The sequence below is a fragment of the Paraburkholderia sp. RL18-101-BIB-B genome (assembly GCF_046026985.1).
GTDB lineage: Bacteria > Pseudomonadota > Gammaproteobacteria > Burkholderiales > Burkholderiaceae > Paraburkholderia.
In genome coordinates this window covers 1-24411 of the sequence record NZ_JARESV010000051.1, presented here as the reverse complement: position 1 = coordinate 24411, position 24411 = coordinate 1, and the positions used below count along the sequence as shown (strand labels likewise).

The following is a 24411-nucleotide window of genomic DNA, read 5'->3' as shown; positions in this document are numbered from 1 at the left end:
TTTCAATACCTTTTTAGACCGTCCGGACTCGATATGCTCCTTGCTCCAGTGTCGACACACGGCTCAGTATCAGTTGCGCTGATTCCTAGTCGTCTTCGGCAACACGTGCCAATCGCTCATCGCGGATTGGCTCGCCTGCAATGGCTGTATTGCTTTCCATCCGCCCGAATGGCGTACGACTCGGTATATGCGCACGCTGCCTGTGGAACCATTGGACTTACCCTGCCGAACATCGAGGCAAGCGTCTCCGTCAAGGGACTGTTGCCTGGAGAAACGCTGATGGTCTCATCGCGACGGTTAACTCGTTCCGCCCCTTGGAAGCGCCTTTTGAGTGGGCTGGACTTCAGCCACATGAATTTGCTCTGTCCGGACGCGGTCCGTCAACGCACCTCAACCCCGTTCTGACAAACCCGAACATTGTCGAGGGGCTCGACGGGTGGAAACTGTCCGATATCGAATGGTCCTTGCTTGAACCCTTATTTCCGCCCGGCCCGCGACTGGTTACGGGCGACCGTGCGCGCCACTACATTGGAGCCATTATTATGAAACTTGGAACCGGGATGGGCTGGTCGGCTGTGAACGCAGAATGTGGAACAACCTCCGCGGTAAGTTCGTTTTACCAATCATGCCGTCGGTCTAGAAAATGGCCAATCGTCGAAGCAACAATTGTGAAGACGCGAAAGCCCAAAACCCTTCCGACAGAAAGTGCGTTCGCCCGGGTGACTTAATGCATCAACGTCGCACGTCGCGCTTTCGCTGCTCCCAAAAAAGGACCGTCCATTTGGACGGTCCTTTTTTGTGTCGCTATATAAAAACACAACGATGGTGACACGGGTACGCAGACTGCTCAAGTCTGCTCTCCGCGAGTCAATTCACACACCGTGCAGGGCCAAGTTTGATTGCAAATCCCGGGACAACAATCGTTTACCACCCGCAGATGTGGCTCGATTCGGGCTAGGCCACATTGATTTGCAAATCGACTTCCGTGAATTTTTTACAATTCCAACCCAATCGATAACTTACACCACCGATTTGGGCCAACTTTCGTTTTCGAGCCACCAGTGCTCTCGACGCTTGTTTAAAGAAGCGCGACCACTCGCACGTCGCCCTGCTCCGCCGAGGCGACGACCTTGTCGCCGATGCGGCGGAACGTGATCGACACCGAGGCGTCGCCTACCCGCAAATCGCCCACTTCGAGCCAGTCGATGCCTTCGGGCAGCATCGGCTGTTCGATCAGCACTTCGCGCCGCTCGGCGTCGATCGTGATGCCAAGGCACGCTTCGAGCATCATGAACGGCGAACCCGCTGCCCACGCCTGCGGCAGACAGGCGACCGGATAGGCGGTGGGCGGCTCGCCGCGCCGCCGTGGGAAGCCGCAGAAGAGTTCGGGCAGGCGCATGTCGAAATTGACCGCTGCCTGAAACAGCGCCTGCAAGAGCCGCACGGCCGCCGCCTTGCCGCCGTAACGAGACAGGCCGCGCGCGCAGAGCGCGTTGTCGTGCGGCCAAACCGAGCCGTTGTGATACGCCATGGGGTTGAAACGCGACTGGCTCGCCGCCAGCGTGCGCACGCCCCAGCCGGTGTGGAACAGCGTGGATTCGAGCGCGCGCACCACCGATTCGCCGCGCTCGCGTGAGGGCAAACCGAAGGCCAGCAAGTGACCGGCGTTCGACGCCATCACACGGCACAATTCGCCGTGGCCGTCGAGCGCGATGCCGTAGAAGCCGGCCTCTTTCATCCAGTACTTTTCTTCGACGCACTGACGGATTTTCTTCGCCCGCTCGCTGTATTGAGCCGCCGAGTCGTGCAAACCGCGCAGCTTCGCGAAGTGGGCCATGGTGTCGAAGGCGGCGCTCGCATAGGCCTGCACTTCGACGAGCGCAATCGGGCCGTCTGGAAAGCGGCCGTCGGCGTGAAAGACCGAATCGTGGCTGTCCTTCCAGCCTTGATTCGCCAGGCCGCCGTCCGATTCGCGCTGATAGTCCAGCAGGCCAAAGCGATTCTTGTCGCACACGCCCGCGACCCACTGCGCCGCGCGCTCTAGCGCCGGCCACAATTCGTCGATCAACGCGAGGTCGGCCGTGCGCGCAGCATAGGCGCCCGCCAGCACGATGAACAACGGCGTGGTGTCGACGCCGCCGTAATAGAGCGCGAACGGCACTTCGCCGGTGGCGGCCATTTCGCCTTTGCGCATCTCATGCATGATCTTGCCGGGCGCGGCGTCGCGAAACGGCGAGTTCTCACGCGCCTGATGTTCGGCGAGAAAACGCAGCACGCCCGCGGCCAACTGCGGCTGCAGCCACAGCGTCTGCAGCGACGTGATGACGGCGTCGCGGCCGAACGGCGTGGAGAACCACGGAATGCCGGCGTACGGATACGGGCCGGTCACGAGGTCCGTGGTCAGCAGGCCAAGATCGGCGAGCGAGCGGTCGATCCATGCATTGAAAAGCGGATTGCTGGACCGCACGCGCGCGGTGGCGCGGCGGCGCTCGCGCATCACGAGGTGAGCGTCGACGAGCGCGGCACGCACAGCAGCGCGGCCGACACGCGGGCGCTCAGCGTCGATCTGCGACAGGTGCGCTTCGCTCAACGCATGCGTGGGCTGCGAGACACCGGCGCTGGGTTTGTCCGACTGCGCGACGACCTGCACCGACACCGACAGATAGATCGACACACACGCCTGGGCCGGCAGCTTGACGGTGTAGTCGGCGCGGTCGGCGAAAAGTTTGTCCGGTTCCGGCGAGAAAGCAATCTGCACATTGCGCGCCACGTCATCGAGGCCCACATAGCCGAGCAGCACTTCCCGATTCTCGACGCGCGCCGGTTCGACACGGCCCTGCTTGTCGCGCTTCAGGCCGCGCACTTCAAACATGTCGCGGAAGTCGCTGGCGAACGAGATGGACAGCGGCACCACGGCGTCGCTCGTGCCGTAGTTGGTGAGTTCGATGGCTTCGTTGAGCACGGTGCCCGACAGCACCCGCACGCGCTCGACGTGGATCACGCCTTCGGGCGTGCTGTCGCCGCCGAGCGGCGGCAACGGACGGTTGGTCAGATGCGCGGTGAACGACGTGTTGTCGCTGCTGACGCTGCCCGATAGCAGCGACGGCGCGCGGCCGCCGAAGGTAAGGCGCAGTTGCGAGAGAACACGTGTGTCGTTGACGAACAGGCCGTCGTCGTGGCCGGTGATATCGCCGAGCGGATCGTTGACGATGAAGGTGTCGCCCGACTTCAGCACGTGCTGAGTGGCGCTGGCGACATTGAGGTTTTCTGTCGGGATGAATACGCCGTCCGGCTCGGGTTCGCGGTGATCGATTCCGCCCGAAAGGCCGCCGAGGGCTTCTGGCTGCTGCATCAGGGTCACTCCTATGGGTTCGCTGCTGCGTTCACGCTTTTGCGTTCGGTCTACATCCGGTTGCTACCTGAGTCGCTTCCGATTGTAGAGGGTCTGTCCGCGTCAGACGAACTTATCACAGAGGAGTTTCGGTTTTTTTTCAGTGGCACAGGACGTGCAGAGCCATGGCGCGGCGATCCTCGTGAGAGCGCCGCGCGGGCGTCGGGCGGGTGGCCGCCGCGACGCTTTAGCGCTTGGCCAGCGGCGCGGCTTCGCGTTGCGATTCGCCGACGAAAAGCTGACGCGGACGACCGATCTTCTGTTCCGGATCGGCGATCATTTCGTTCCACTGCGCAATCCAGCCGACCGTGCGTGCCATCGCGAAGATACACGTGAACATGGCCGTCGGAATGCCCAGCGCGCGCTGCACGATACCCGAGTAGAAGTCGACGTTCGGGTACAGCTTGCGCGACACGAAGTAGTCATCTTCCAGCGCAATTTTTTCGAGCGCCATGGCGAGCTTGAACAGCGGGTCGTCGTGCAGGCCCAGCTCTTCCAGCACTTCGTGGCAGGTTTCGCGCATCAGCTTCGCACGCGGGTCGTAGTTCTTGTAGACGCGGTGGCCGAAGCCCATCAGCTTTACGCCGGAATCCTTGTCCTTCACCTTCGCGATGAACTCGGGGATGTTGTCGACCGAGCCGATTTCTTCCAGCATGTTCAGCGCCGCTTCATTCGCGCCGCCATGCGCCGGGCCCCACAGACACGCGATACCTGCTGCAATACACGCGAACGGATTCGCACCCGACGAGCCGGCGAGACGCACGGTCGAAGTCGATGCATTCTGCTCGTGGTCCGCATGCAGGATCAGGATACGGTCCAGTGCGCGCACCAGCACGTCGTTGACCTTGTACTCTTCGGCCGGGTTCGCGAACATCATGCGCATGAAATTCGCGCTGTACGACAGGTCGTTCTTCGGAAAAACGAACGGCTGACCCACGGTGTACTTGTACGCCATGGCCACCAGCGTCGGCAGCTTCGCGATCATGCGGATCGCGGAGATTTCACGGTGCAGCGGATTATTGATGTCGAGCGAGTCGTGATAGAACGCCGACAGCGCGCCGACCGCGGCAACCAGAATCGCCATCGGATGCGCGTCGCGACGGAAGCCGCGGAAGAAGAAGTGCATCTGGTCGTGCACCATCGTATGCTGCGTGACGGTCTTGACGAACTCTTCCTTCTGCTTCGCATCCGGCAATTCGCCCTTCAGCAGCAGGTAGCAGGTTTCGAGGAAGTCGGCGTTCTGCGCCAGATTGTCGATCGGGTAACCGCGGTACAGCAGCTCGCCTTTGTCGCCGTCGATATAGGTAATTTCGGAGTTGCATGCCGCCGTGGACATGAAACCCGGGTCATACGTGAACTTGCCGGTCTGGCCATACAGCTTGCGGATATCGATCACATCCGGTCCGAGCGTGCCCTGATAAATCGGCAGATCAATGGTTTGGTCGCTGTCGGAAAAGCTCAGCGTTGCGTGTGTCTTCGAGTTCATCTACACGTTCCTTTTACTTTCACATCGCACACGTGCCGGCATGCTCGATCGTCAAAGGCGCTTTGGCATGCTCAGGCTCCGCTTGGCATTTTAAGGTCCAGCGGCCCTCGAATTGCGACGATTGACCGCAACAATGCATCTCGGCTGGCGCAACATTCGTTGCCGGCGTTTCCTCTTACAAGGCTTGACGTCGCCGGGAAACCCGCAACGGCGCGGCGCGAGCAAACCGGCTGCGCGGCGCCTGCACACGCTGCCAGCTAAATGAAAGTTGAGCGCTTATTGCAACAATGTTTTGCGGCAGTCAGGCTGCGGAGGCGCGGGTGCATCTGCGATACTGCACTCGTGTTTTGCTTCCCCTGCGAACACATCGCTGTGTTTGGCCCGCCGTTCTACGGCGGGCCTTTTTAATCAGCCAAAAGAACAGGAACGACCACATGAACGCCTCTCTCGAAACGCTGTTTCCGGATCACGTCCACACCGACGAGAACATCGTCACCGCGCTGAATCACCAGGACATCGTCGTCGCGTTGTCGGCGGCGCTGAAGACGCAGGACGTGGCGGTGTTGCATATGCTCTACCCGCGCACCGACGCGCGCACGCATCGCAGCCTCGATACGCTCGTGAACGTGTTGCACGGTCACGGCCTGCATGAAGTCGCGGATCTGATCGCGCAGGAAGCGCACTATCTGCTGTTCAAAGATCCCGTGAAAGCGTGGAAAGCCTTCCACGAAATTCGCAACGACTCGCTCGCGATCGGCGTGCATCTGTACTACCACGGGCTAGTGGGCGAAGCGGCGGAACGCGCGCTCGATAAAGACGCGCATCGCAAGGCATGAGGTCGAGCGTTTGATGCGTCGCCGGGGTCGAGCCAGCCCGCGGATCATCGCCGCGAGCGCGAGCCACCCGGCACGGCGTCGTCGTGCATTGATTGCACGTTTATTACGCGTTCATTGCGCTCGTTGGTCGTTCACTTGTCGCTCACTGAACGAATGAATTCGTCGACGTAGCGATTGAACGCCGACGGATGCGCGAGATTCATTCCGTGCGACGCGCCGCGCACCGTTTCGCGGCGCGCATCCGGCAGCCAGTTTTGCAGCGCTGCCGCGGTACGGCGAAACATGTCGGGACTCTTTTCGCCGTCGATCAGCAGCACCGGGCAGCGCACCTCGGCGGCCTCCTCGGGAACATAGGCGGGCAGCGGATCGCGGAATTGACGCGCGAGCGTGTGCGCATTATCGGTCGCCATCCGGCGAAAACCCGGCGTGCTCATCGCCCAGAAACCGGGCCGGCTGACGGAGTCGACGAACAGTTGCAAGCCGGCCTCCACTTCACCGCTTTCGATCAGTTGCGCCGCTTTCGCGCGCAACGCATTGACCGTCTCAGGCATTCGCGCGGGCGGGCGTCCGGCAATCTGCAACGGACCGCCCGGGTCGGCTAGCGTCAACGTCCGTACATGCTCAGGATGGCGTCGCGCGAAATGAAACGCCACACAACCGCCGCGCGAATGTCCGACCACGTGCGCCGGTCCTGTGCCTAAACGCTCGATGAACTCCGCCACTTCGTTTCCATGCCCGCTCCAACTGAACGGCAGGCCGGGCTCGGTATCGACCGCCGGCCAGTAGTGCGTGAGACTCACCGCGATACAGCGGTAGTGCTTCGACAGGCCCGCGAGTTGCGGTTGCCAGTAGCGGTAGTCGCACAGCGAACCATGCACGAACAACAGCGGTTCGCCCTCACCGGCTTCCACGTACGGCATGCGCAAACCGCTTCGCAGTTCGATGAAAGATGACGAAGCAGACGAAGCGGTAACTGATTGAGTCACGAGTGGTTCACGGACAGCGCGGCAACGCCGGAGTGCGGCGCTGTCGGCTCGAAATGGAATGGGGAGCGAAAGTGCATCCCTGAGATTGGGACGTGAAACGTATTGTCACACAGCCGGTCGAACAGCGTGGCAGCCCGGCCCAATGGCGAACGCGAGCCTCCCGAAGGCAGCAGCGCGGCAAGCCCTGCGCGCAATTATTCGTAAGCGAATTCGTCCAGCAGGCCGGCGGTGGCTGCCGTGCCCGCGCCGCGCACCGCGCAGGTCAGCGGTTCATCGGCGACGCGCACGTCGAGGCCGATCTCGTTCGTCAAGCGGCGGCTCAGGTTGCCGAGCAGCGCACCGCCGCCCGTCAGCACGATGCCGTTGTTGGCGATGTCGGTCGCCAGTTCGGCCGGTGCCTCTTCGAGCCCGCGTTTCACCGCGCCGATCATCTGACGCAGCGGCCCCTCGATCGCATCGGCGATATCGTGGTTGCTCAGTTGAACCGTGCGCGGCAAGCCGTCGTCGACGCTGCGGCCGGTCGCGTTCATATGCTCGCGCGGCACGTCGCGCACGGCCGAGCCGATGCTCTTCTTGACGTGCTCAGCGGTCTGTTCGCCGAGCAGCACGCCGTACAGATTGCGCACGTAGCTCACGATCGCCATGTCGAAGCTGTCGCCGCCCACGCGGATCGAGCCGCTATACGCCATGCCGCCGAGCGCGATCACGCCGACTTCCGTCGTGCCGCCGCCGATATCGACCACCATCGAACCGGTCGCCTCGGACACCGGCAAGCCCGCGCCGACTGCCGACGCGAGCGATTCGCCGATCAGGCTCACCTTCCATGCGCCGGCCGCCACGGCCGCTTCCTTGATCGCGCGACGCTCGACCTGGGTCGCGCCGGCCGGCACACACAAGGTGAACGCGGCGCGGCGGCTGAACAGCGGCCGCAGGCGCGCCATGTCGACGAATTGCCGGATCATGTGCTCGGCGGCGGAGAAGTTGGCGATCACGCCGTGGCGCATCGGCCGCACGGTTTCGAGGTTGCACGGCGCGCGGCCCAGAAGCTGGCGCGCCTGGGTGCCTACGGCGGCGACGCGTTTCGGCCGGTCGGCGGCCTCTTTCTGGAAACACACGACGGACGGCTGGTTCAGCACGATACCGCCGTCGTCGGTATAGATCAGGGTGTTGGCCGTGCCGAGGTCCACCGTCACGGAATGACGGAACAAGCGATCGAACAGCGGGTAATGCGGCGTCGGTCTGGCCATAGGAAGGCTCTGATGTGTCGTTATCCGCCCGTGCCGGGCAGTCTGGAAAATGCGCCCCCGGTCACCCGAGCCGCATGGGCCGCCCTGTTGGGCGTTCCGCGGTCCGCGCGGCGGGGGTGATTCTCATGCTATGAGCAGTTAACGGCAAGCAGATCAGAAAACTTTAGGGCCGCTTTTTCAGGCACGACCGTGTCAGTCGCGCGACAAAGCGCCCAGCGCGTGTTCCAGCGCCTCCTGGCCGAGCGCGACGCCGTCGGCGTTAATCGTGTGACCAATGCCTGGAAGCGCATAGGCGTCGACGGTATAGCCGGCGTTGCTGAACGCGTCGGCGGCGTATTCGAGTTCCTGCACCGGGATCACTTCGTCGTCTTCGCCGTGGATCAGCGTGAGCGCCGTGCCGTTCTGCGCGACGATCACGGAGGCGAGCCGCCCCGAATACGCGACCACGCCGGCCGCGCCTTCCGCGCTGGTCGCCACATGGTGCATCGCCATGATCGAGCCTTGCGAGAAACCAATCAGCGCAAGGCGCCCGAACGATACCTGCCAGTGCGCAAGCTCGGCTTCGAGCATGCGCCGCAACGCCGGATAGGCCGCGGCGACACGGGCCTCGCGATTGCCTTCGTTGACGTCGCGCAGGCTGAACCACTGACGTCCGCCGAAGCCGCCGTCGAAGGCGTCGGTGCCGTCGAGCGAAGTGAAGGCCACATCGGGCAGGCTCTCGCTCCAGATGTCCGCAAGCGGCATCAGGTCGCGCGCATTGCTGCCGACGCCGTGCATCAGCACCACCAAGCCTTTGGCAGGCGCGGTCGCCGGCGCGCGTCGCCAGCCGTGTTCGAATTGCTCCCAGGCCATATTCGTTCCTTCTATTTGTTGATTCGTGGATGGTCGTTCCGCACGCGCTGTGCCAGGCGTGACGATGGATCGCGCCGTGCGGCCGTGTGCAGCCTCAGCCGCGAGCATACGCTGCCGGATTTGTTTTCGCCGCCGCCTTTGCGCGCGCCGATGACGTCCAAACGTGAATACAGGTATGCTTTTGCGAGCATTCAGCGGACCTGCGGCCCGACGCATCGCGCGGGCACGAAATACAACTCCCCCGCAGCATGTCCGCGGCACACCGATCCGGAGAACCGTTTGAGCCAGTCCACTTCCGCGCCTGCCTCGGCGCCGCCTGCACCACCGCCGCCGCTGAAGGGCGGCCAACTGGTGCTGGCCACGATCGCCGTCGCGCTCGCCACCTTCATGAACGTGCTCGACACGTCGATCGCGAACGTTGCGATCCCAACCATTTCGGGCAATCTCGGCGTCTCGGTCGATGAAGGCACGTGGGTCATCACCGTGTTTGCCGCGGCCAATGCCGTGTCGATTCCGCTCACCGGCTGGCTCACGCAACGCATCGGCCAGGTGAAGCTGTTCGTCGGCGCGATCCTGATGTTCGTGCTGGCGTCGTGGTTGTGCGGCATTGCGCCGACGCTGCCGATCCTGCTGCTCGCGCGGATCTTCCAGGGCGCCGTGGCCGGCCCGCTGATCCCGCTGTCGCAAGCCATTCTGCTCGGCTCGTATCCGAAGGAGAAATCCTCGACCGCGCTCGCTCTATGGGCGATGACCGCGACCGTCGGCCCGATTGCGGGCCCGGCGCTCGGCGGCTGGATCACCGATAGTTACAGCTGGTCGTGGATCTTCTACATCAACATTCCGGTCGGCATTTTCGCGGCAGGCGTCACCTGGATGATCTACCGCACCCGCGAGTCGCCGACCCGCAAGCCGCCCATCGACATGGTCGGGCTGGGCCTCCTGATCACGTGGGTCGCCTCGCTGCAGATCATGCTCGACAAGGGCAAGGACCTCGACTGGTTTTCGTCGCCGGTGATCGTGATTCTCGGCATTACCGCGCTCGTCAGTTTCGCGTTCTTCCTCGTGTGGGAATTGACCGAGGAAAATCCGATCGTAGATTTGCGGCTTTTTCAGCAGCGCAACTTTCTCGGCGGCACCATTGCGATTTCGGTCGCGTACGGCGTGTTCTTCGGCAACCTCGTGCTGCTGCCGCAATGGATGCAGGAGTATCTGAACTACCGTTCCGTCGATGCCGGTCTCGTGACCGCGCCGCTCGGTGTGTTCGCGGTGCTGCTCGCGCCGGTGATGGGCCGCGTGCTGCCGCGCTCGGATGCGCGTGTGATCGCCACACTGGCGTTCATCGGCTTTGCGATCGTGTTTTATATGCGCTCGAAGTACGTGATCGAGATCGACACCTGGCATCTGGTGATACCCACGCTGCTGCAAGGCATTCCAATGGCGTTGTTCTTCGTGCCGCTGACTTCGATCATCCTGTCCGGCCAGCCGTCGAGCAAGATTCCAGCGGCGGCGGGTCTGTCGAATTTCGCTCGCGTATTTTGCGGCGCGGTGGGCACGTCGATCGCCGGCAACGAGTGGAACAACCGCACGGTGCTGCATCACGAACGGCTTACCGAGCAGGCCTCCATCAACAACCCGGTGTTCAATCAGCAGATCGATTCGACCCAGTCGCTGCTGCATCTGAATCCGCAATCCGCCCATGCGTTGTTCGATTTCACCGTGAACACGCAGGCGGCGATGATGGGCCTGAACGATATCTTCTTCGTCTCCGCGGTCATCTTTATTCTGATCATTCCGTTGATCTGGATTACGCGGCCGAGCAAGGGCGGTGGCGGGCCGGATGCGGCGGGCGCGCATTGAGGGCGATGCCGATGGCCATGCGTCAGCGGAAATAGCGTGCGGGCGTGTCGCCGAACGCGTCCCGGAACACGGCGATAAACGACGACACGTCGCTGTAGCCCACCTCAAGCGCCACCTGCGTGACGCTCGCGCCCGCGCCAAGGTGTTCCAGCGCGACCAGCAGGCGAAGCTGCTGGCGCCACTGTCCGAAGGTTTGCCCCGTTTCCTTGACGAACAGGCGCGCCGCCGTGCGGGCCGTCACGCCGGCGGCCGCGGCCAGCTCTTCGAGTACCGCGGCGTCGGCCGGGTTAGCGCTCAACGCGTCGGCGATCCGTTCGGCACGCGGATCGCGCGGCCAGTTCAACCCCAACGGCGCAGTGCGCAGAGTCGGCAGACGGTCCAGCAGCACTTGCACGAGACGCGCAGCGGGTTCGTCGAACGGTTGGTCGCGCGGCAGATCAGCCGCGGCGATCAGCAACGCTGCCACCAATGGGTCGGGCACGACGGCGCGGCTGTGCGGTGGGAGCGGCGCGGCGTCCATGCCGACATAGAGCGCATGAAACTCGACAGGACCGGCGGCGGACAAGCGGTGCAGCAGACCCGCGGGCATCCAGACCGCGTGGCCTGGCGGCACGACCCAGCGCTCGGTCTCGGTGCGCACGATCAGCACCCCGGCGCTCACGTGGATCAGCCGCGCGCGACGATAGGCGCCCAACGGTTCGTCCAGCGTCTCGTACCGCTCCCCGATAACGAAGACCGGTTGCTCGACGCCGTCTGGATCAAAAGTCTCCATCATGGAGTCCGTTTTGCCCGATTGTTGCCAGAAAGACAGCAAGATTAGCATAGCCGCTCGGGGACGCTCGCCGAACGCCGCCCGAACCTGGACGCGACGCACGGCGACGTGCGCGATGTCCGGCGGGAACAATTCGCTCCCGCTTGCCAGTAGAATCGCGGCTCCAACGGTCCGAGCCCCATGAACTACGCATCCATCCTCGAACAGATCCACGGCGATCTGCAGCCTTATCTGGGCACCGGCAAAGTTGCCGATTACATTCCCGAACTCGCCAGAGTGCCCGCCGATAGTTTCGGCATGGCGATCGTCACGGCATCGGGCGAGGTCTTCCGTACCGGCGACGCCGACACGCGCTTTTCCATTCAGAGCATTTCGAAGCTGTTCGCCTGCACGATGGCCTTCCGCCTGCTCGGCGACGCGTTGTGGCAGCGCGTAGGACGCGAACCGTCGGGCACCGCCTTCAATTCGCTGGTTCAGCTCGAGGCCGAACAGGGCAAGCCGCGCAATCCGTTCATCAACGCGGGCGCGCTGGTCGTCACCGACGTGCTGTGCCGCCGTTTCGTGCAAGCCGAGACGGCGCTGGTCGAATTCATGCGCCGGCTGACGGGCGAAACGAGCATCGACTACGATTCGCGCGTCGCGCAATCGGAGTTGCAGAACGCCCACCGCAATCGCGCGATGGCGCATTTCATGGCGAGCTTCGGCAACATGGAGATGCCACCGGAGGTGGTGGTCGATGCTTACTGCCGGCAATGCGCGATCTCGATGAGTTGCGTCGAGCTGGCGACGGCGGCGCTGTTTCTGACCAATCACGGGGTGGTGCCGGCCACCGGCGAGCGGATTCTCGACACGAGTTCAGCCAAGCGTCTTTCCGCGCTGATGCTGACCTGCGGCACCTATGACGCGGCGGGCGATTTCGTCTACCGTGTCGGCTTGCCGGCGAAAAGCGGCGTGGGCGGCGGGATCGTCGCCGTGCTGCCCGGCGAGATGGCGGTGTGCGTGTGGTCGCCGGGGCTGGATAGCAATGGCAATTCGCTTGTCGGCGCCCGGGCATTGGAACGGCTGACCACGCTTACCGGGCAGTCGATTTTTTGATAACGCTCGCGCAGACGCCCCAAAAAGTTAATTTACGCTGAGCGCAAGCGTGACCGACGCCGGTTGTTCCTCTGGCAGGAGTCGCCCCACAAGCGCCACTCGCAGCTCTCTAAAGCGGCTACCACCTGCCCAGGGTCTGAGGTTAGCCCTTGTCGCGGGTTTCTATCAGTACCGGACAGCTCGAGCGGTCGATGACTTCTCCGCTGGTCGACGGGTTGGCCCAGCGGCGTAGCCGTGACAAATGGTGATGTCCCATCACAATGACCTCCGCTGTCAGCAGCCGGGCTTGTTCGATGACGACGTCGGCCGGATTTCCCGCGCAGAAGTGCTGTTCCGCCGTGAGATTCCGGTCGGCAAGCTGTGCGGCTGCCGCAGCCAGGACGGATCGTGCGAAAGATGTCTGCGCCTGTGCTGGCGGATAGGTCAGGCCATCGGGCGCGACACCGTTTTCGGAACCGGGAGGCAACGCGTAGGATGGGTCGACAACGCATAGAAGGTGTACGGTTGCCGTACCTGGCACCGCCACGCGGCTGGCCAGGTCGACGACGTAGACACTCTGGGCTGAGCCGTCCAGCGGAACGAGGAGAATATTGAACATGGTGGGAGATACCCTTCGAAGATCGGATTGACGCGCAGGCTGGCATCGCCGCCAGGAAGCGCGTCGGGCCAGTAGTTGCCGGGATCCTCAAACTGGTTCAGCCAACGGTAGAACTCTTGCAAGACGCGGGTCTTCCCAAGGCGAGGCTGCGCGACAAGCGCGACCACCTGCGGCTGCGCACCAAGCGCGTCATGCCGCGCCTGGAGCAGCACGGAAAGCCCGTTCTCCCGGCCCACGAACTACATAAAAGGCTCTCGCTATCTGGCGAAGACGCAACTTGTACATTGCAGAATGTGCGAAAGCCCTGTCAAGTACACGATCGAGTGAACCGGAAAACCTGTGCGCGCCGCCGGTTGATGCCGAATGGCTGAATGTGGCCAGGATACTGGCCTACCCAAACGGCATGCTTCGCCCGATTCTCGCGAGCGCGCAGATTAACGCCGCCGGCGCACCAGTCCGTAAATGACCAGCAGGACGATCGCGCCAATGACCGACGCGACCCAGCCCGCCGCCTGGCCTGGTTGATACCAGCCCAGCCCACGCCCGACATAGCCCGCAATCAGTGAGCCCGCAATGCCGAGGATGATGGTCAAAATGAGGCCCATGCTGTCGTCTCCGGGCTTAAGCGCCCGCGCAATCAATCCGACGACCAGCCCTACGATCACCGTACCAATGAAGGAAAGCATGTCGACCTCGCAAGAGTGTGAGTGCTACGGTTTTCTTTATTGCTGGCTACTTACTGTTTCACTGCGATGCTTTTCGGGAGCATACGCGCTAGATGCGGCAGTCGGCCGCCATATGCTCGTCGGTTCGCACATCGAGCACCAGTTGCTCCCGGACGTTCGTCGCCGTCCAGTTGATCCACGAAAGCGTCGTCGCGACAAATTTCGACCATCGCCCGCTCGGTCATTCGACTGACAGGACGCCACCGAAGGCTACCGGTTCGATAGCGGTCCTTTTGACGCCCAATATACAAGAGCATTTTATGCCCGTCTCTGCAATCGTCTGCAGTGTCAGAGCATCCCGTTCGCGCGGGAGATAAACAGCACGGCCCACACGTCGTGCGGCCTCGCGCTATTTGCCCATCGCCGCCTTTCCAGCCTCACAGGGCTTGCAAGGCCCCGACCATCCGAACGTGTCGTCTGGCTTCTGTACGATCTTGGGGAATCCGTTGGCGGCCCGCACGGCGCTACAGTTGGGCCAGCGCTTGTTAAACGTACGCACGATCATTTGGTCGGGCGGCATGAATTTGTCGAGCCATTGCGGCCCGCCGTCCTTCTGTAGCAAGTCAATCGCCATGACCTGCACCCCAGACATTGGAATCTCTGTGAAGCTGTTCGGGCATGCGGCGTCTACCGCCTTTAGTTCGGGGGTCACGGCGTAATCTGGATTGCCGCCAAACACATAGCCCGCATCATAGAGGGCTTTCTGGATCCGTGGCCCGCATTGCTCCCAAGCCGTTGACTCTGCTGACGTGGCGGGCGGGTTCTTCGAATTGATCGACTGCCAACAGGTATCGAACCATTGCTGGCCGGTCTGGTAGAACCATCCGGCATTCAATCCCCATACGGCTATCGCCAAAACGATGACGACGACTAGCCCGCCGCTGTCGTTATTGTTTGTGCTCATGCTGGCCCCGCATGTGTTTGGTCTGACGGAATTATCGACGTATGGGGGCGGCCGGGCAATCGTCTCGCGAATCGCCGCGTGTGGGATGCGATGTAGGGAATTGGCGCGCAAAGACGACTTTCTGCGAACCAGCGGCCAGTTGTTCGTCGTTCGATTACACCCGATCTCAATGCGCGGCGCCCACTTCGGCCCGTCAGAACAGCCATTCTCAACGGCGGCTTTCGGGTGGCGGATTCAACCGGTGCAAAGCGGTTGCTTTCTCCCCGCGGCAGCAGGCGGGTTCGTTGCAACCTGTGATCCGCCCCATCGTCAGTTCGCCAAGCTATGCGGCGCATCTAATGGGCCAGCCGCAAGGCACTCTCACGGCCGAACCGGTGCTGCCGCCGGTAGATACAGCAGCAGGACGCTGGCGAGCAGGAGCGCCGCGCCCGCCAAGGTACGCAGCGATACCGCCTCGCCGGAAAAAAAGCCGAACAAAAGGATTTCCAGAATCGTCACCGCGACCATCAATGGATAGGCAACGCTGAGTTCTACGCGCCTTAGTGCCAGCGCATAAAACAGGAACCCAGCTCCATACGCACCAATCGCCGCCATCCGCAAAAGCAGGGGTCGGCTAGCAAACCCTGCTATCAATACGTCTCCTTGAGCAACGACTATTTTCCCGGCCACACGCAACAAAATACTGGCCATCGCGCTAAAAGTACCGCTCAGCAAAAGAAATAAAAAGGACATAGGAACGAAGGGAACCAGTCAGATAGCGACAATAACTGTCGCGATGCAAAGGACGATGACCAGCATGCTCAGCCGGTCCTTGATTGCAAACACGATTGGATCGTCGTGCATCTGGCCGCGGAATGCAAGCATCCAGACTCGGCTGATCCAGTACAACAAAAGGCCGAACAAGAACCAGAGGGCGTGTTGATGATGATACAGGATGCTGATTTCGGAAGAGTTCATGTAGAGTGCAAGAACCAGCACGGCAAGGTATCCGGACGCGGTACCGAATGAACGCAGGATCCCCAGGTCTTGAGTGATATAACCGCGCCCTGCTACCGCGCATTCGCCGTCTCGCAACAAGAGTGCATCGAGTTCCGTGTAACGCTTGACCATCGCAAGGCTCAGGAAGATAAGTACTGAAAACATGATCAACCAATGCGAAAGCGGAATGTCGTCGGCCGCGCCGCCAGCGGCAATACGTACGGTGTACAACGCAGCGAGCGTAAAGACGTCGACGAGCATCATGCGCTTGAGCGCGAACGAATAAGCCACGGTCGCGACGAGATAACACGCCAGCACCAGGCCGAATTCAGAAGGCAGCAAAACCGTCAGCGCGGCGCTTGCCGCGAGCAGCGCAAGCGTCAGAAAAATACCGAAGGTCAGTGATAGCTGGCCCGACGCGAACGGCCGGTTGCGCTTGCGTATGTGACGCCGGTCGGCATCGAGATCGAGCATGTCGTTCAGCAAATACACGGATGACGCGCAAAAGCTGAAAGACAAAAAGGCGATGCCTTCGGCGAAGATGGAATTGACATCGGTGAAGCGATGCGACGCCAGTAGCGGCACGAAGATCAGCAGATTCTTGACCCACTGATGAACCCGCATTTCCTTGATGACGAGGCGCACGAAGGAACGTTTCCGCTCGAAGAACAGGGTCGTATTGTTGACCTTCTGCGCCGCGGCAGCGATATGACGGCTTCCCACGACAATCGCCCTGCGTGCCTGCTTCCAAACGGCGACATCGGCGAGCGCATTGCCGCAGTAATCGAAGCCACCCACACCGAATTCCGCCGATAGCGCGCCCGCCTTGTTTTTGCCGGACAGATTACGCGCCTCGTTACTCGCCATGACACCTTTGAAAAAGCCGAAGTGGGTGGCGACTTGTTCCGCGAATCGTTGGTTCGATGCAGTGCAAAGGTACAGGTCGCGCCCGTTCGACTGTTCCTCGCGCAAGAACTCGACAAACCTCGGGTCGTACGGAAGCACCGACACATCGATTGCCACGCGCGAAGCAATCTGTGCTTTCAGATTCGCCTTCCCTCGCAGTAACCACACGATGCAGTAGAACGCATAGAGAGGATTCCTCTTAAAAAGGACAAGAAAAGACTCAACAAGAAGATCGGTGCACGTTAGCGTCCCGTCGAGGTCGACACACAGGGGAATGCTTGCATCAGACATGTTTTACCTCGGACTGTCGTCGTTAGTTTTACTTGTATGCCGACGCAACGAACTGTCGGCCTATGAACAGCCTGCTTGGGGTGATTTGCATGCGATGGTACGCGGCGTATCGTATCGATCCGTGCGATAGGCCACCTTCATCGCCCCGAAAACCGGGGAACATTCAGCCAGCGCATTTCTTTTGCTCGACGTATTCCTGTGCGGACACGCGGCTACATGCGGCGACTGCGGTAAAGAAAGATATCTGGCGCCTTGCCAGCAATCCCATCTTCTTGGAGGAAGTCCTGATGAACGAACCACTTTCCCGTCCGGGCATTCGCTGGCTTTTTCTCGCTTTCATCTATTTCGTGATGGCTTCCGCGTCGTTCAGCGGCTTCTTCACAAAGTGGCAGTTTCGCGAGGACATGCCAGTTCTGTTTGCGACCGATGCGTCGCTGCCTGCGATGCTCGACGGAACCGCCGAGCGCCCGTATGTATACCGACAACTGTTGCCGCTCATTGCCAACAGCATTGAGCGCGCGTTGCCGATCAGCGTCCGTGATCACGCCACCGCCATATTGTTCGACAAAAAGCGCAACTATCATCCCATTGCAGAGTTCTACCCAAATGCCGTCGACGCCCGCAACCCCCAATACGCTCTACGCTATTACCTGATCTATGCCCTGTCGTTCGCGTCGTTGCTGCTGGCGATGTTCGCCCTGCGCGCGGTATGCATCGACATGCAGCCCAACCGGGTTGCCGCCACGCTGGCGCCGGTCGCCTTTGCAGCGATCCTGCCGCTTATCCTCACCGTTGGCGGCTATTTTTATGATCCGCCGGAGCTACTTTTCATGGCGATAGCGGTCTGGTTCTCAATGCGAGGTCGGGTGTTATGGCTCATCGCGATTACCGCACTGGCGACGTTGAACAAGGAGTCTTTTTTCTTTTTCATCCTCACCTTGTTCCCGTTCTTGCGCTCGCGATTTTCGGTTAAAGCGACGTTGGCGGTCCAGTGCGTGTTGCTGGTCATCGCAGCGGCGGTCAACGTGGTGATCAAGCTGAAGTACGCGCACAACGGCGGCGGCGTCGTGACATACCACCTGATGGAGAATCTCGTTTTCCTTATCCATCCGTCGAGTTACATAGGCTTCGAATACAACTACGGCATTCCAATGACCAAGGGCTTCAATGTGATCAATATCGTTTTGGTCGCGGCGCTCGTGCGCACCGCGTGGGGCAAACTTTTGCCGGCCGTGCGACAGCATTTGAAGATTGCCCTGCTGGTCAATGTGCCGTTATTCCTGGCGTTTTGCTATCCCGGAGAATTACGCAACTTCAGTATGTTGAACGTCGGGTTCGTAATCACTATCTGCGTCAGCATTGCTGCGTATCTGGACCGGAGTTATCGAGCGCTACCTGCAGCCGCGGTGCCCGTGGGCGCAGCCCCCGAAAGCACGGTGCCTGCAGTCGCGGAGTCCGTAAGCGCGCACACAGCGATACCGTGATGATTTAACTCTACCGTTTAATCCGTTGGTCGCGGGTTCTAGTCCCGTATGGACCGAGATAAAATAGCTCCCGGTGCATCGGGAGCCTTTTCATTTGTGCCGCGAGTGGTGTGCCGACCGGCATGGAGGAGTCTGCAGCCTCAATGCACTTTGCTTGCCTCAGTCACCCACTAATCAAATTGGGGCTTGTCGGTCGTGACCCTCCCATCGGCGAACTTCGTGATTAGCGTCGTCGACCCACAAAAGTCAATCATGCCTCTCCGGCCAATGTCTCCGAGACGGCGCAAACGAGACACTCGCTATACACCACCCAATGTCAAACGCAAGGATAGAACCGCGGCGTTGAGCGACGACGGTAGCGGTTTGTTTTGTCGCACCTATTTGCCAGCGGATTGCCACCTCGTAAAACCGGTCGAACGCGAGAGAGACAGTCAGCGACTTTTTCAACCGCATCCGTAGCGCCCTTCCGCATCGCCACCTGAATCGCCCTTCAGCACACACGCATTTCGACGCAACCAGGGAAGTGCATTAATTTCGCCATTGTTTTCGATTTTTTTCGTGTCTAGCGGAGGCAGAATCGTCACAGACAGAATATGGGGGAGACAGAATGGCAACCACATCGAATCCGTTAGCGTCTGCAAATCTGAAGAAGTCGCCCAAGTTAGATGCCATCCGATTCCTCGCGGCCGTCTGGGTCCTGATGTACCACTTTCGACCGCCCGAATTTAAAGAGCTGATACCACATCGGCTAGCCTTTCTGGGCAACGCATTGTGGTCGGGGTCAACAGCGCTGTTTGCCGGCCCCGCCGCCGTCATCGTTTTCTTTGTCATTTCCGGCTATTGCATCCACAACGCATATCAGAGGGACGTCTCTCTCAAACCGATCAACTATTACGGGTCCAGATTCGTCCGCATCGGGTTGCCACTGGTCATCCTGCTATGCCTCGTCCAGCCTCTACCCACCGGACAAAACTATCTCGAGTCCGTGCTTTGGTCGCTCTACTGCGAGATGGTGTATTACGCCGTGTACCCACTCTTGCGCGCGCGCTTCCGATACATCGGCGAAATGATTGTTGGCAGCGCGATTGTGGCTGGCGCGATGGTGGCGGTGGTTCGCCTCGTTGGGCACCCGGCATGTCACGGATGCGTGTACGAGACTTACGGAGTTCCCGGTACAGCTTTGCTGTATGCCGCCGGATGGATTTCCGGTTGCCTGATCGCGGAAACGCAGCGCGACACGACGCAGTTCAACGTTCGCGGCGCCTATTCGCCGTTCACCATGATCATCAGTCGCGGCCTTGATCTGAGCACCCGGTTCCTGGCGCGCCACCTCGTCGCGCTAAGGGTGACCGTTGTTATGGCAGGCGCGGCCATCATGATTCTGCTATCCGGGTCGAATCTCAAACCGGCATTCGTGCCGATTATCACGCCGGACATCACGCTTCCGCTTTTTCAGTTCCTCGCAGCAATCTGGATCGCGACGGAGACAGCCACGCCCTCCGAGGCAAGCGTATGGACCAAACTCGCTGCTTTAGGCGCATGGTCCTATAGCCTCTATCTTTGTCACAAGATGGCGCTTGCACTTCTGGAAATGACTCAATTTGACAGTACTTCCCGATTCGCATGGTTCGTGCAGATGGCACTGGCGTTTGTCATCAGCTATGCGTTTTATCGGATGATCGAGAGGCCTTCTCATCTGGTTTCGCAGCGACTACGCAAATACACATCGGATGCCCCGCCTGCGCCCGCTGCGTGACGAGGTGATCAGCGTCCGGTGGAACCATATGGATCGTGCGGATCGAAGGGAATCTGCAAACCAACAGCAGTGAGGTCATGCGGGCGTCGGTCCTCGCGGGATATGGGTATCGGATATTTCCCGTCCTGGCTGTTCGACGACGAACTGGCAAGTGGCCAGGTACAGCAGATATTGCCGGACTGGGAAACCATCCCGATACCGATCCATGTGGTCAGCCCGCTGGAGCGCCCGCATTCGGCCACGGTGAAGGCGTTCGCCGAACATATCGGAAAGGCGATGGCTCGTTAGCTGAAAGACGATGCTTCTTCGCGCGGAAGCGACTTTTTGAATTTTCCCATGAATGAGCGGCGCCTGTGAGTTCACTTACGGACGGTCGCGAGTCGATGTGCTATGGCGGAAACTGGCCGACTGTACGCATTCAGCTCTCAGCACCTTAAGCCGCGGGTCGGAACGATTCGCCCGGGCAAGTGGCCGCTTTGTGGCGTCATAGCTCAAGGGGGAGCAACCGGCCACAACCTGCCGTTCACATGCACCGGCGGTCGGACGTTCAAGCGTCGGCTACACCTCGTAACCGGCCGTCGAATCGTAAATGACCAACGCTCGTCATCGGCCATTGCGGACGTTCGGCCGTCGGCGGTGGTGAGGTGGCATTAGGCTACTTCTCTGCCGTTCGGAGAAAATGATCAGGCGACTGTACGCCATCGGCCTGGTGTGGACCAATCGGCGTTTTCCGATCGGTCCCGGACCTCCGCGAAAGGACATGCACCGCGCGAGACGCCCGTGTACTCGGCGCGCACGCTCGATGCGGTTGCCGCGCACACGCAAGCCGCCGGATGAGCACTGCGCGGTAGGCCGCGTGAGAAGTCAGCGGCATCAATCCGCCGCGCGGGATCGAACGATCGTGTTTAGTGATGCGCCGCACGGCCCTTCTTTTTTAAGGACAATCCCTACTATCCAGACGTGGAAGCGGGGCGCCGTAGGGGCCGAAAATGTGGCCCCGTTTTCGCGCGCTGCATGCGATATTCCCGTCGCATAAAAAATGGTAAGGTCCTCTCACCGTCTGTCCGGCAACTAACCCGCGAATGGCCATCAAGCTTGCTCGCGCGGTGCCGACAGGCCAATCATCGCTTTGTGCGCCCCAACCCTGTATCCAATGTGACGCGAGCAACGATGATCCAGCTCAATCGGATTGCTATCGGCCTTGTTGAAACCGACGAGCGCGCTCAATTCTCTGATTATTTCGCGAGGCCGGCAGCCCGTTCTATTTCATTAGGTAAACGTAACGCGTGGGCAGGCTTGAATCGCTTACGTAGCATCGTCACGGCAATCTGCGCCGCCTGCGCGCTGGTGTCCGGATTAGGCGCATGCAGCTCGCAAGCGCAGACATCGCGCGTTCCACCTTCTGCCCAGCCACCTGCAAGCGTCAGACTCTGGTGCGCCGAACCGCCCGGCTATTACCCGTCCGTACAGACCTGTTCGAGCGGCTGGCAGCGACGCGCGCCCGATCTGCCCGCCTCCGCGGTTTCTCCACCCGTGCTGGTAATTCCGGTCCAGCCTCCCGCAGAAGGACGATCGAAATGAAAACTATCCGACCGGTTCGGTGCACGCTCGCGCGTGCCACCCTTGTGACCACAGCGCTCGCGCCGCTACTGCTGGCGGGATGCGGCGGCGGCAGTGACGACTCGACAGCGTCGAGCGGCACGAGCTCCGTGAAGCTCGCCGACACCTCGTCAGCCACGAGTTCGGTGTCGTTGTCGCCGCTGTCGAGCACGGTGGCGAGCACGCTGGTGAGGCCTGCGTTCTACACGGCCCCGGTGGTGTTGAACGCGCCTTCCGACATCGACAGCGCGGCGCCTTTCGCGTCGGCCAATCAGCCTCCTGCCGCGCAAGCGTCGACGTCGACAATGGGGGTCGTGTCGCTTGCGCAGCTGACGCCGCAAACGATTGCTCGGGACGCCACGAAAACTGCGCGGGCGGCGTCGAATTCAACGCAGGTGACGACGTATACGCCGGCGCAGATTCGCGCGGCCTATCAGCTACCGCCGCTGCCGTCGTCGTGGAGCAATCTTAGCGCGAGCGAGGCCGCGCAAATGGGCGCCGGCCAGACGATTTACGTGATCGACGCGATGAGCGATCCGAACATCGTCAAGGAACTCGCGGCGTTCGACCAGAAATTCGGCTTGCCGGGCTGCACGACGACCACCATCGCGCCGAACGCGTCGCTGCCGCTCGCGGCCCCTGGCAGCAACGCGTGCCAGTTCTCGGTCGTGCACGCGACGACCAGCGGCGCGATGACGTCGAACGCGCCATCGTACGACTCGGGCTGGGCCACCGAAATCGCGCTCGACGTGCAGTGGGTCCACGCTACCGCGCCGCTCGCGCGCATCGTGCTGATCCAGGCGCCGGATGCGTCGACCGGCAGCATGACCGCGGCGGTCAACCTCGCGAACGCGATGGGGCCCGGCGTCGTGTCGATGAGCTTCGGCGCCCCCGAAGGCTCGTGGACCGGCTCCGTCGACTCGGCGTTCAAGCACGCGAACATGACCTACGTGGCCGCTACCGGCGATAACGGCACCGGCGTCGAATGGCCGTCCGTGTCGCAGAACGTGCTGGCCGTCGGCGGCACCCGTCTGAGTTACGACGGCACCACCAAGAACGAAACGGTGTGGTCAGGTACCGGCGGCGGCATCAGTCAGTACACCTCGGTACCGGCATATCAGAACACGTCGGTGCCTAGCCTCGGCACGCTGACGAAGCGATCGGTTGGAGACGTGTCGTTCAACGCGGATCCGTTCAGCGGTCAGTACGTCGCGGTCATCACGCCCGTCGCGGCCGCGCCGAGCTGGTACAGCGTCGGCGGCACCAGTCTGTCGACCCCGCAATGGGCCGGCATCGTCGCCGTCGCCAATGCACAGCGGGCGCGCAACAGTCTCGGCGCACTCGGCCTCGCGCAGACGCAGCTGTACGGTACCGTCTCGACCGACGCGGGTCTGTACGCGACTGCGTTTTACGACGTCACTTCGGGCAACGACGGTTACTGCTCGAGCTGCTCGGCCCATACCGGCTACGATCAGCCGTCGGGTCTCGGTACACCGGTGGTCGGCAGCCTGCTGGCGACGCTCGGCGTGTCCAAGGCGCCGCCGCCGGTCGTGTCGGCCGCGACGGTCAAGGGTACGGCAGGCAGCGCACTGTCGTTCACGGTGGCGGCCAGCTCGTCGGACCCGCTCAGCTGGTCGCTCGCGAATGCACCGCAGGGCATGAGCATAGATAGCTCGGGTCAGGTGACATGGGCGCAGCCGGTCGCCGGCACTTACAAGGTGACCGTGACCGCGAAGGATACGGTCACCGGCTCGACGGGCAGCGCGAGTGCGAACGTGACCGTCGTCGCGGCATCGAAGCCGGTCGTGCAGGCAGCGACGATCGTGGGCCAGGCGAAACAGCCGCTCAGCTATCAGGTCGACGTCAGTGCGGCCGATCCGGTCAGGTTCTCGCTCAGCGGCGCGCCTTCGGGCATGTCGATCAGCAGCGCCGGCGTGATCAGCTGGAGAACGCCTGCGAAGGGCACGGACAGCGTCAGCGTCAAGGCGACCGACACCAGCAACGGCCAGTCCGGTTCGGCGACGATGAGCGTGCGGATCTCGTCCGTGGCAACGGGCCCCGCGATCTCGGCTGCGCCGATCAGCGGTGTTGAGGGCCGCGCGGTCAGCGGCGTGATCGGTATCGAGGACCCAGGCGCGGACAACGTGAAGGTCGACATCAAGGGCGCGCCGTCCGGCATGGTGTTCATCGAGAGCGGGCCGGGCTTCGTTGCCAAATGGCGGCACCCGGTCGCCGGAACCTACACGCTAACGCTGACCGCGGTCGATTCGGCGGGGCTTAGCTCGCAGGCAAATCTGGTGGTGACGATCGGCACGCGCTGAGCCGACTCGTCGCGCTGCCGCAACGTCGCTGCCGGCGACGTTGCGGCGCGCAGTTGGTGAAAGCACGGCTTGGGAGTGAGAAGGCAGCGAGTCTGTGGGTCAGCATCGCGGCCGCGCCGATCGGTCCACACCAGGCCGATGACGTACAGTCGCCTGATCATTCTCAGAACGGCAGAGAAGTAGCCTGGAGCCACCTCACCACCGCCGACAGCCGAACCTCCGCAATGGCCGACCACCTGTCGGCGACGATATCCCTGCAGAGGGCTTTGTCAAGTTGAGGTAGATAGTTTGGCTATCGCGAGAAGATATGGTTTCCTTATTAATTTT

General features: G+C 61.5%; 18 protein-coding genes. 7 read left to right on the top strand and 11 right to left on the bottom strand.

Annotated features, from left to right (window positions below; translation table 11 throughout):
- Window positions 1-1078 precede the first annotated feature (1078 nt).
- Window positions 1079-3352, bottom strand: a complete 2274-nt coding sequence (locus P0D73_RS38630; RefSeq protein ID WP_408181756.1) for an amylo-alpha-1,6-glucosidase — start codon at window positions 3350-3352, stop codon at window positions 1079-1081.
- 226 nt (window positions 3353-3578) lie between these two features.
- Window positions 3579-4877, bottom strand: coding sequence for a citrate synthase (gene gltA / locus P0D73_RS38625; RefSeq protein ID WP_132377428.1), 1299 nt, complete (start codon window positions 4875-4877; stop codon window positions 3579-3581).
- Between the two features lie 434 nt (window positions 4878-5311).
- Here gltA and P0D73_RS38620 point away from each other — a divergent pair, with 434 nt between their 5' ends.
- Window positions 5312-5713 (top strand): hypothetical protein, encoded by a 402-nt coding sequence (locus P0D73_RS38620; protein WP_132377429.1) that lies wholly within the window; start codon window positions 5312-5314, stop codon window positions 5711-5713.
- A 131-nt stretch (window positions 5714-5844) separates the two neighbouring features.
- On the opposite strand, the gene P0D73_RS38615 is transcribed toward P0D73_RS38620, so the two are convergent.
- The 3 genes from P0D73_RS38615 to P0D73_RS38605 form a co-directional block, all read right to left on the bottom strand.
- The gene (locus P0D73_RS38615) at window positions 5845-6633 is read right to left on the bottom strand and encodes an alpha/beta fold hydrolase (RefSeq protein WP_408435354.1); all 789 of its coding nucleotides are present in this window, start codon (window positions 6631-6633) and stop codon (window positions 5845-5847) included.
- 260 nt (window positions 6634-6893) lie between these two features.
- Window positions 6894-7946: a rod shape-determining protein gene (locus P0D73_RS38610; protein ID WP_408181755.1), complete on the bottom strand. Its 1053-nt coding sequence runs from the start codon at window positions 7944-7946 to the stop codon at window positions 6894-6896.
- A 192-nt stretch (window positions 7947-8138) separates the two neighbouring features.
- Window positions 8139-8798 carry an alpha/beta hydrolase gene (locus P0D73_RS38605; RefSeq protein WP_408181753.1) on the bottom strand — a complete coding sequence of 220 codons (660 nt, stop codon included), beginning with the start codon at window positions 8796-8798 and terminating at the stop codon, window positions 8139-8141.
- Between the two features lie 279 nt (window positions 8799-9077).
- Here P0D73_RS38605 and P0D73_RS38600 point away from each other — a divergent pair, with 279 nt between their 5' ends.
- Complete coding sequence (locus tag P0D73_RS38600) at window positions 9078-10655, top strand: DHA2 family efflux MFS transporter permease subunit (RefSeq protein WP_408181751.1); 1578 nt, start codon at window positions 9078-9080, stop codon at window positions 10653-10655.
- Between the two features lie 22 nt (window positions 10656-10677).
- Here the strand turns inward: P0D73_RS38600 and P0D73_RS38595 are convergent, their stop codons facing one another.
- A complete protein-coding gene (locus P0D73_RS38595) occupies window positions 10678-11430 on the bottom strand; it encodes an AraC family transcriptional regulator (RefSeq protein ID WP_408435327.1) in 753 nt (250 codons plus the stop codon).
- Window positions 11431-11607: 177 nt separating this feature from the next.
- On the opposite strand from P0D73_RS38595, the gene P0D73_RS38590 reads away from it, so the two are divergent.
- Window positions 11608-12522, top strand: a complete 915-nt coding sequence (locus tag P0D73_RS38590; protein ID WP_408435325.1) for a glutaminase — start codon at window positions 11608-11610, stop codon at window positions 12520-12522.
- Window positions 12523-12664: 142 nt separating this feature from the next.
- Here P0D73_RS38590 and P0D73_RS38585 read toward each other — a convergent pair whose 3' ends face one another.
- The 5 genes from P0D73_RS38585 to P0D73_RS38565 form a co-directional block, all read right to left on the bottom strand.
- Complete coding sequence (locus P0D73_RS38585) at window positions 12665-13120, bottom strand: universal stress protein (RefSeq protein WP_408435323.1); 456 nt, start codon at window positions 13118-13120, stop codon at window positions 12665-12667.
- Window positions 13121-13554: 434 nt separating this feature from the next.
- Complete coding sequence (locus P0D73_RS38580; RefSeq protein ID WP_132377436.1) at window positions 13555-13806, bottom strand: GlsB/YeaQ/YmgE family stress response membrane protein; 252 nt, start codon at window positions 13804-13806, stop codon at window positions 13555-13557.
- Window positions 13807-14194: 388 nt separating this feature from the next.
- Entirely contained in the window at window positions 14195-14749 is a 555-nt protein-coding gene (locus P0D73_RS38575) for a hypothetical protein (RefSeq protein ID WP_408435321.1), read from the bottom strand.
- A 360-nt stretch (window positions 14750-15109) separates the two neighbouring features.
- A complete protein-coding gene (locus P0D73_RS38570; protein ID WP_408435319.1) occupies window positions 15110-15481 on the bottom strand; it encodes a ligand-binding protein SH3 in 372 nt (123 codons plus the stop codon).
- Window positions 15482-15499: 18 nt separating this feature from the next.
- Window positions 15500-16924: a UbiA family prenyltransferase gene (locus P0D73_RS38565; RefSeq protein WP_408435317.1), complete on the bottom strand. Its 1425-nt coding sequence runs from the start codon at window positions 16922-16924 to the stop codon at window positions 15500-15502.
- A 287-nt stretch (window positions 16925-17211) separates the two neighbouring features.
- Here P0D73_RS38565 and P0D73_RS38560 point away from each other — a divergent pair, with 287 nt between their 5' ends.
- The 4 genes from P0D73_RS38560 (at window position 17212) to P0D73_RS38545 (ending at window position 24084) form a co-directional block, all read left to right on the top strand.
- A complete protein-coding gene (locus tag P0D73_RS38560) occupies window positions 17212-18408 on the top strand; it encodes a hypothetical protein (RefSeq protein ID WP_408435315.1) in 1197 nt (398 codons plus the stop codon).
- Between the two features lie 607 nt (window positions 18409-19015).
- Window positions 19016-20164, top strand: a complete 1149-nt coding sequence (locus tag P0D73_RS38555) for an acyltransferase family protein (protein WP_408435313.1) — start codon at window positions 19016-19018, stop codon at window positions 20162-20164.
- 102 nt (window positions 20165-20266) lie between these two features.
- Window positions 20267-20452 (top strand): LysR substrate-binding domain-containing protein, encoded by a 186-nt coding sequence (locus P0D73_RS38550; RefSeq protein ID WP_408181742.1) that lies wholly within the window; start codon window positions 20267-20269, stop codon window positions 20450-20452.
- 1289 nt (window positions 20453-21741) lie between these two features.
- Window positions 21742-24084 (top strand): S53 family peptidase, encoded by a 2343-nt coding sequence (locus P0D73_RS38545; protein WP_408435311.1) that lies wholly within the window; start codon window positions 21742-21744, stop codon window positions 24082-24084.
- Window positions 24085-24411: the final 327 nt, after the last annotated feature.

Coding starts and splice junctions, on each gene's coding strand:
- P0D73_RS38570 (WP_408435319.1), bottom strand. CDS start 15,481: ATGTCCTTTTTATTTCTTTTGCTGAGCGGTACTTTTAGCGCGATGGCC.
- P0D73_RS38545 (WP_408435311.1), top strand. CDS start 21,742: ATGAAAACTATCCGACCGGTTCGGTGCACGCTCGCGCGTGCCACCCTT.
- P0D73_RS38550 (WP_408181742.1), top strand. CDS start 20,267: ATGGGTATCGGATATTTCCCGTCCTGGCTGTTCGACGACGAACTGGCA.
- P0D73_RS38580 (WP_132377436.1), bottom strand. CDS start 13,806: ATGCTTTCCTTCATTGGTACGGTGATCGTAGGGCTGGTCGTCGGATTG.
- P0D73_RS38610 (WP_408181755.1), bottom strand. CDS start 7,946: ATGGCCAGACCGACGCCGCATTACCCGCTGTTCGATCGCTTGTTCCGT.
- P0D73_RS38605 (WP_408181753.1), bottom strand. CDS start 8,798: ATGGCCTGGGAGCAATTCGAACACGGCTGGCGACGCGCGCCGGCGACC.
- P0D73_RS38565 (WP_408435317.1), bottom strand. CDS start 16,924: ATGTCTGATGCAAGCATTCCCCTGTGTGTCGACCTCGACGGGACGCTA.
- P0D73_RS38585 (WP_408435323.1), bottom strand. CDS start 13,120: ATGTTCAATATTCTCCTCGTTCCGCTGGACGGCTCAGCCCAGAGTGTC.
- P0D73_RS38630 (WP_408181756.1), bottom strand. CDS start 3,352: ATGCAGCAGCCAGAAGCCCTCGGCGGCCTTTCGGGCGGAATCGATCAC.
- P0D73_RS38560 (WP_408435315.1), top strand. CDS start 17,212: ATGAACGAACCACTTTCCCGTCCGGGCATTCGCTGGCTTTTTCTCGCT.
- P0D73_RS38555 (WP_408435313.1), top strand. CDS start 19,016: ATGGCAACCACATCGAATCCGTTAGCGTCTGCAAATCTGAAGAAGTCG.
- P0D73_RS38590 (WP_408435325.1), top strand. CDS start 11,608: ATGAACTACGCATCCATCCTCGAACAGATCCACGGCGATCTGCAGCCT.
- P0D73_RS38575 (WP_408435321.1), bottom strand. CDS start 14,749: ATGAGCACAAACAATAACGACAGCGGCGGGCTAGTCGTCGTCATCGTT.
- P0D73_RS38615 (WP_408435354.1), bottom strand. CDS start 6,633: ATGCCGTACGTGGAAGCCGGTGAGGGCGAACCGCTGTTGTTCGTGCAT.
- gltA (WP_132377428.1), bottom strand. CDS start 4,877: ATGAACTCGAAGACACACGCAACGCTGAGCTTTTCCGACAGCGACCAA.
- P0D73_RS38620 (WP_132377429.1), top strand. CDS start 5,312: ATGAACGCCTCTCTCGAAACGCTGTTTCCGGATCACGTCCACACCGAC.
- P0D73_RS38595 (WP_408435327.1), bottom strand. CDS start 11,430: ATGATGGAGACTTTTGATCCAGACGGCGTCGAGCAACCGGTCTTCGTT.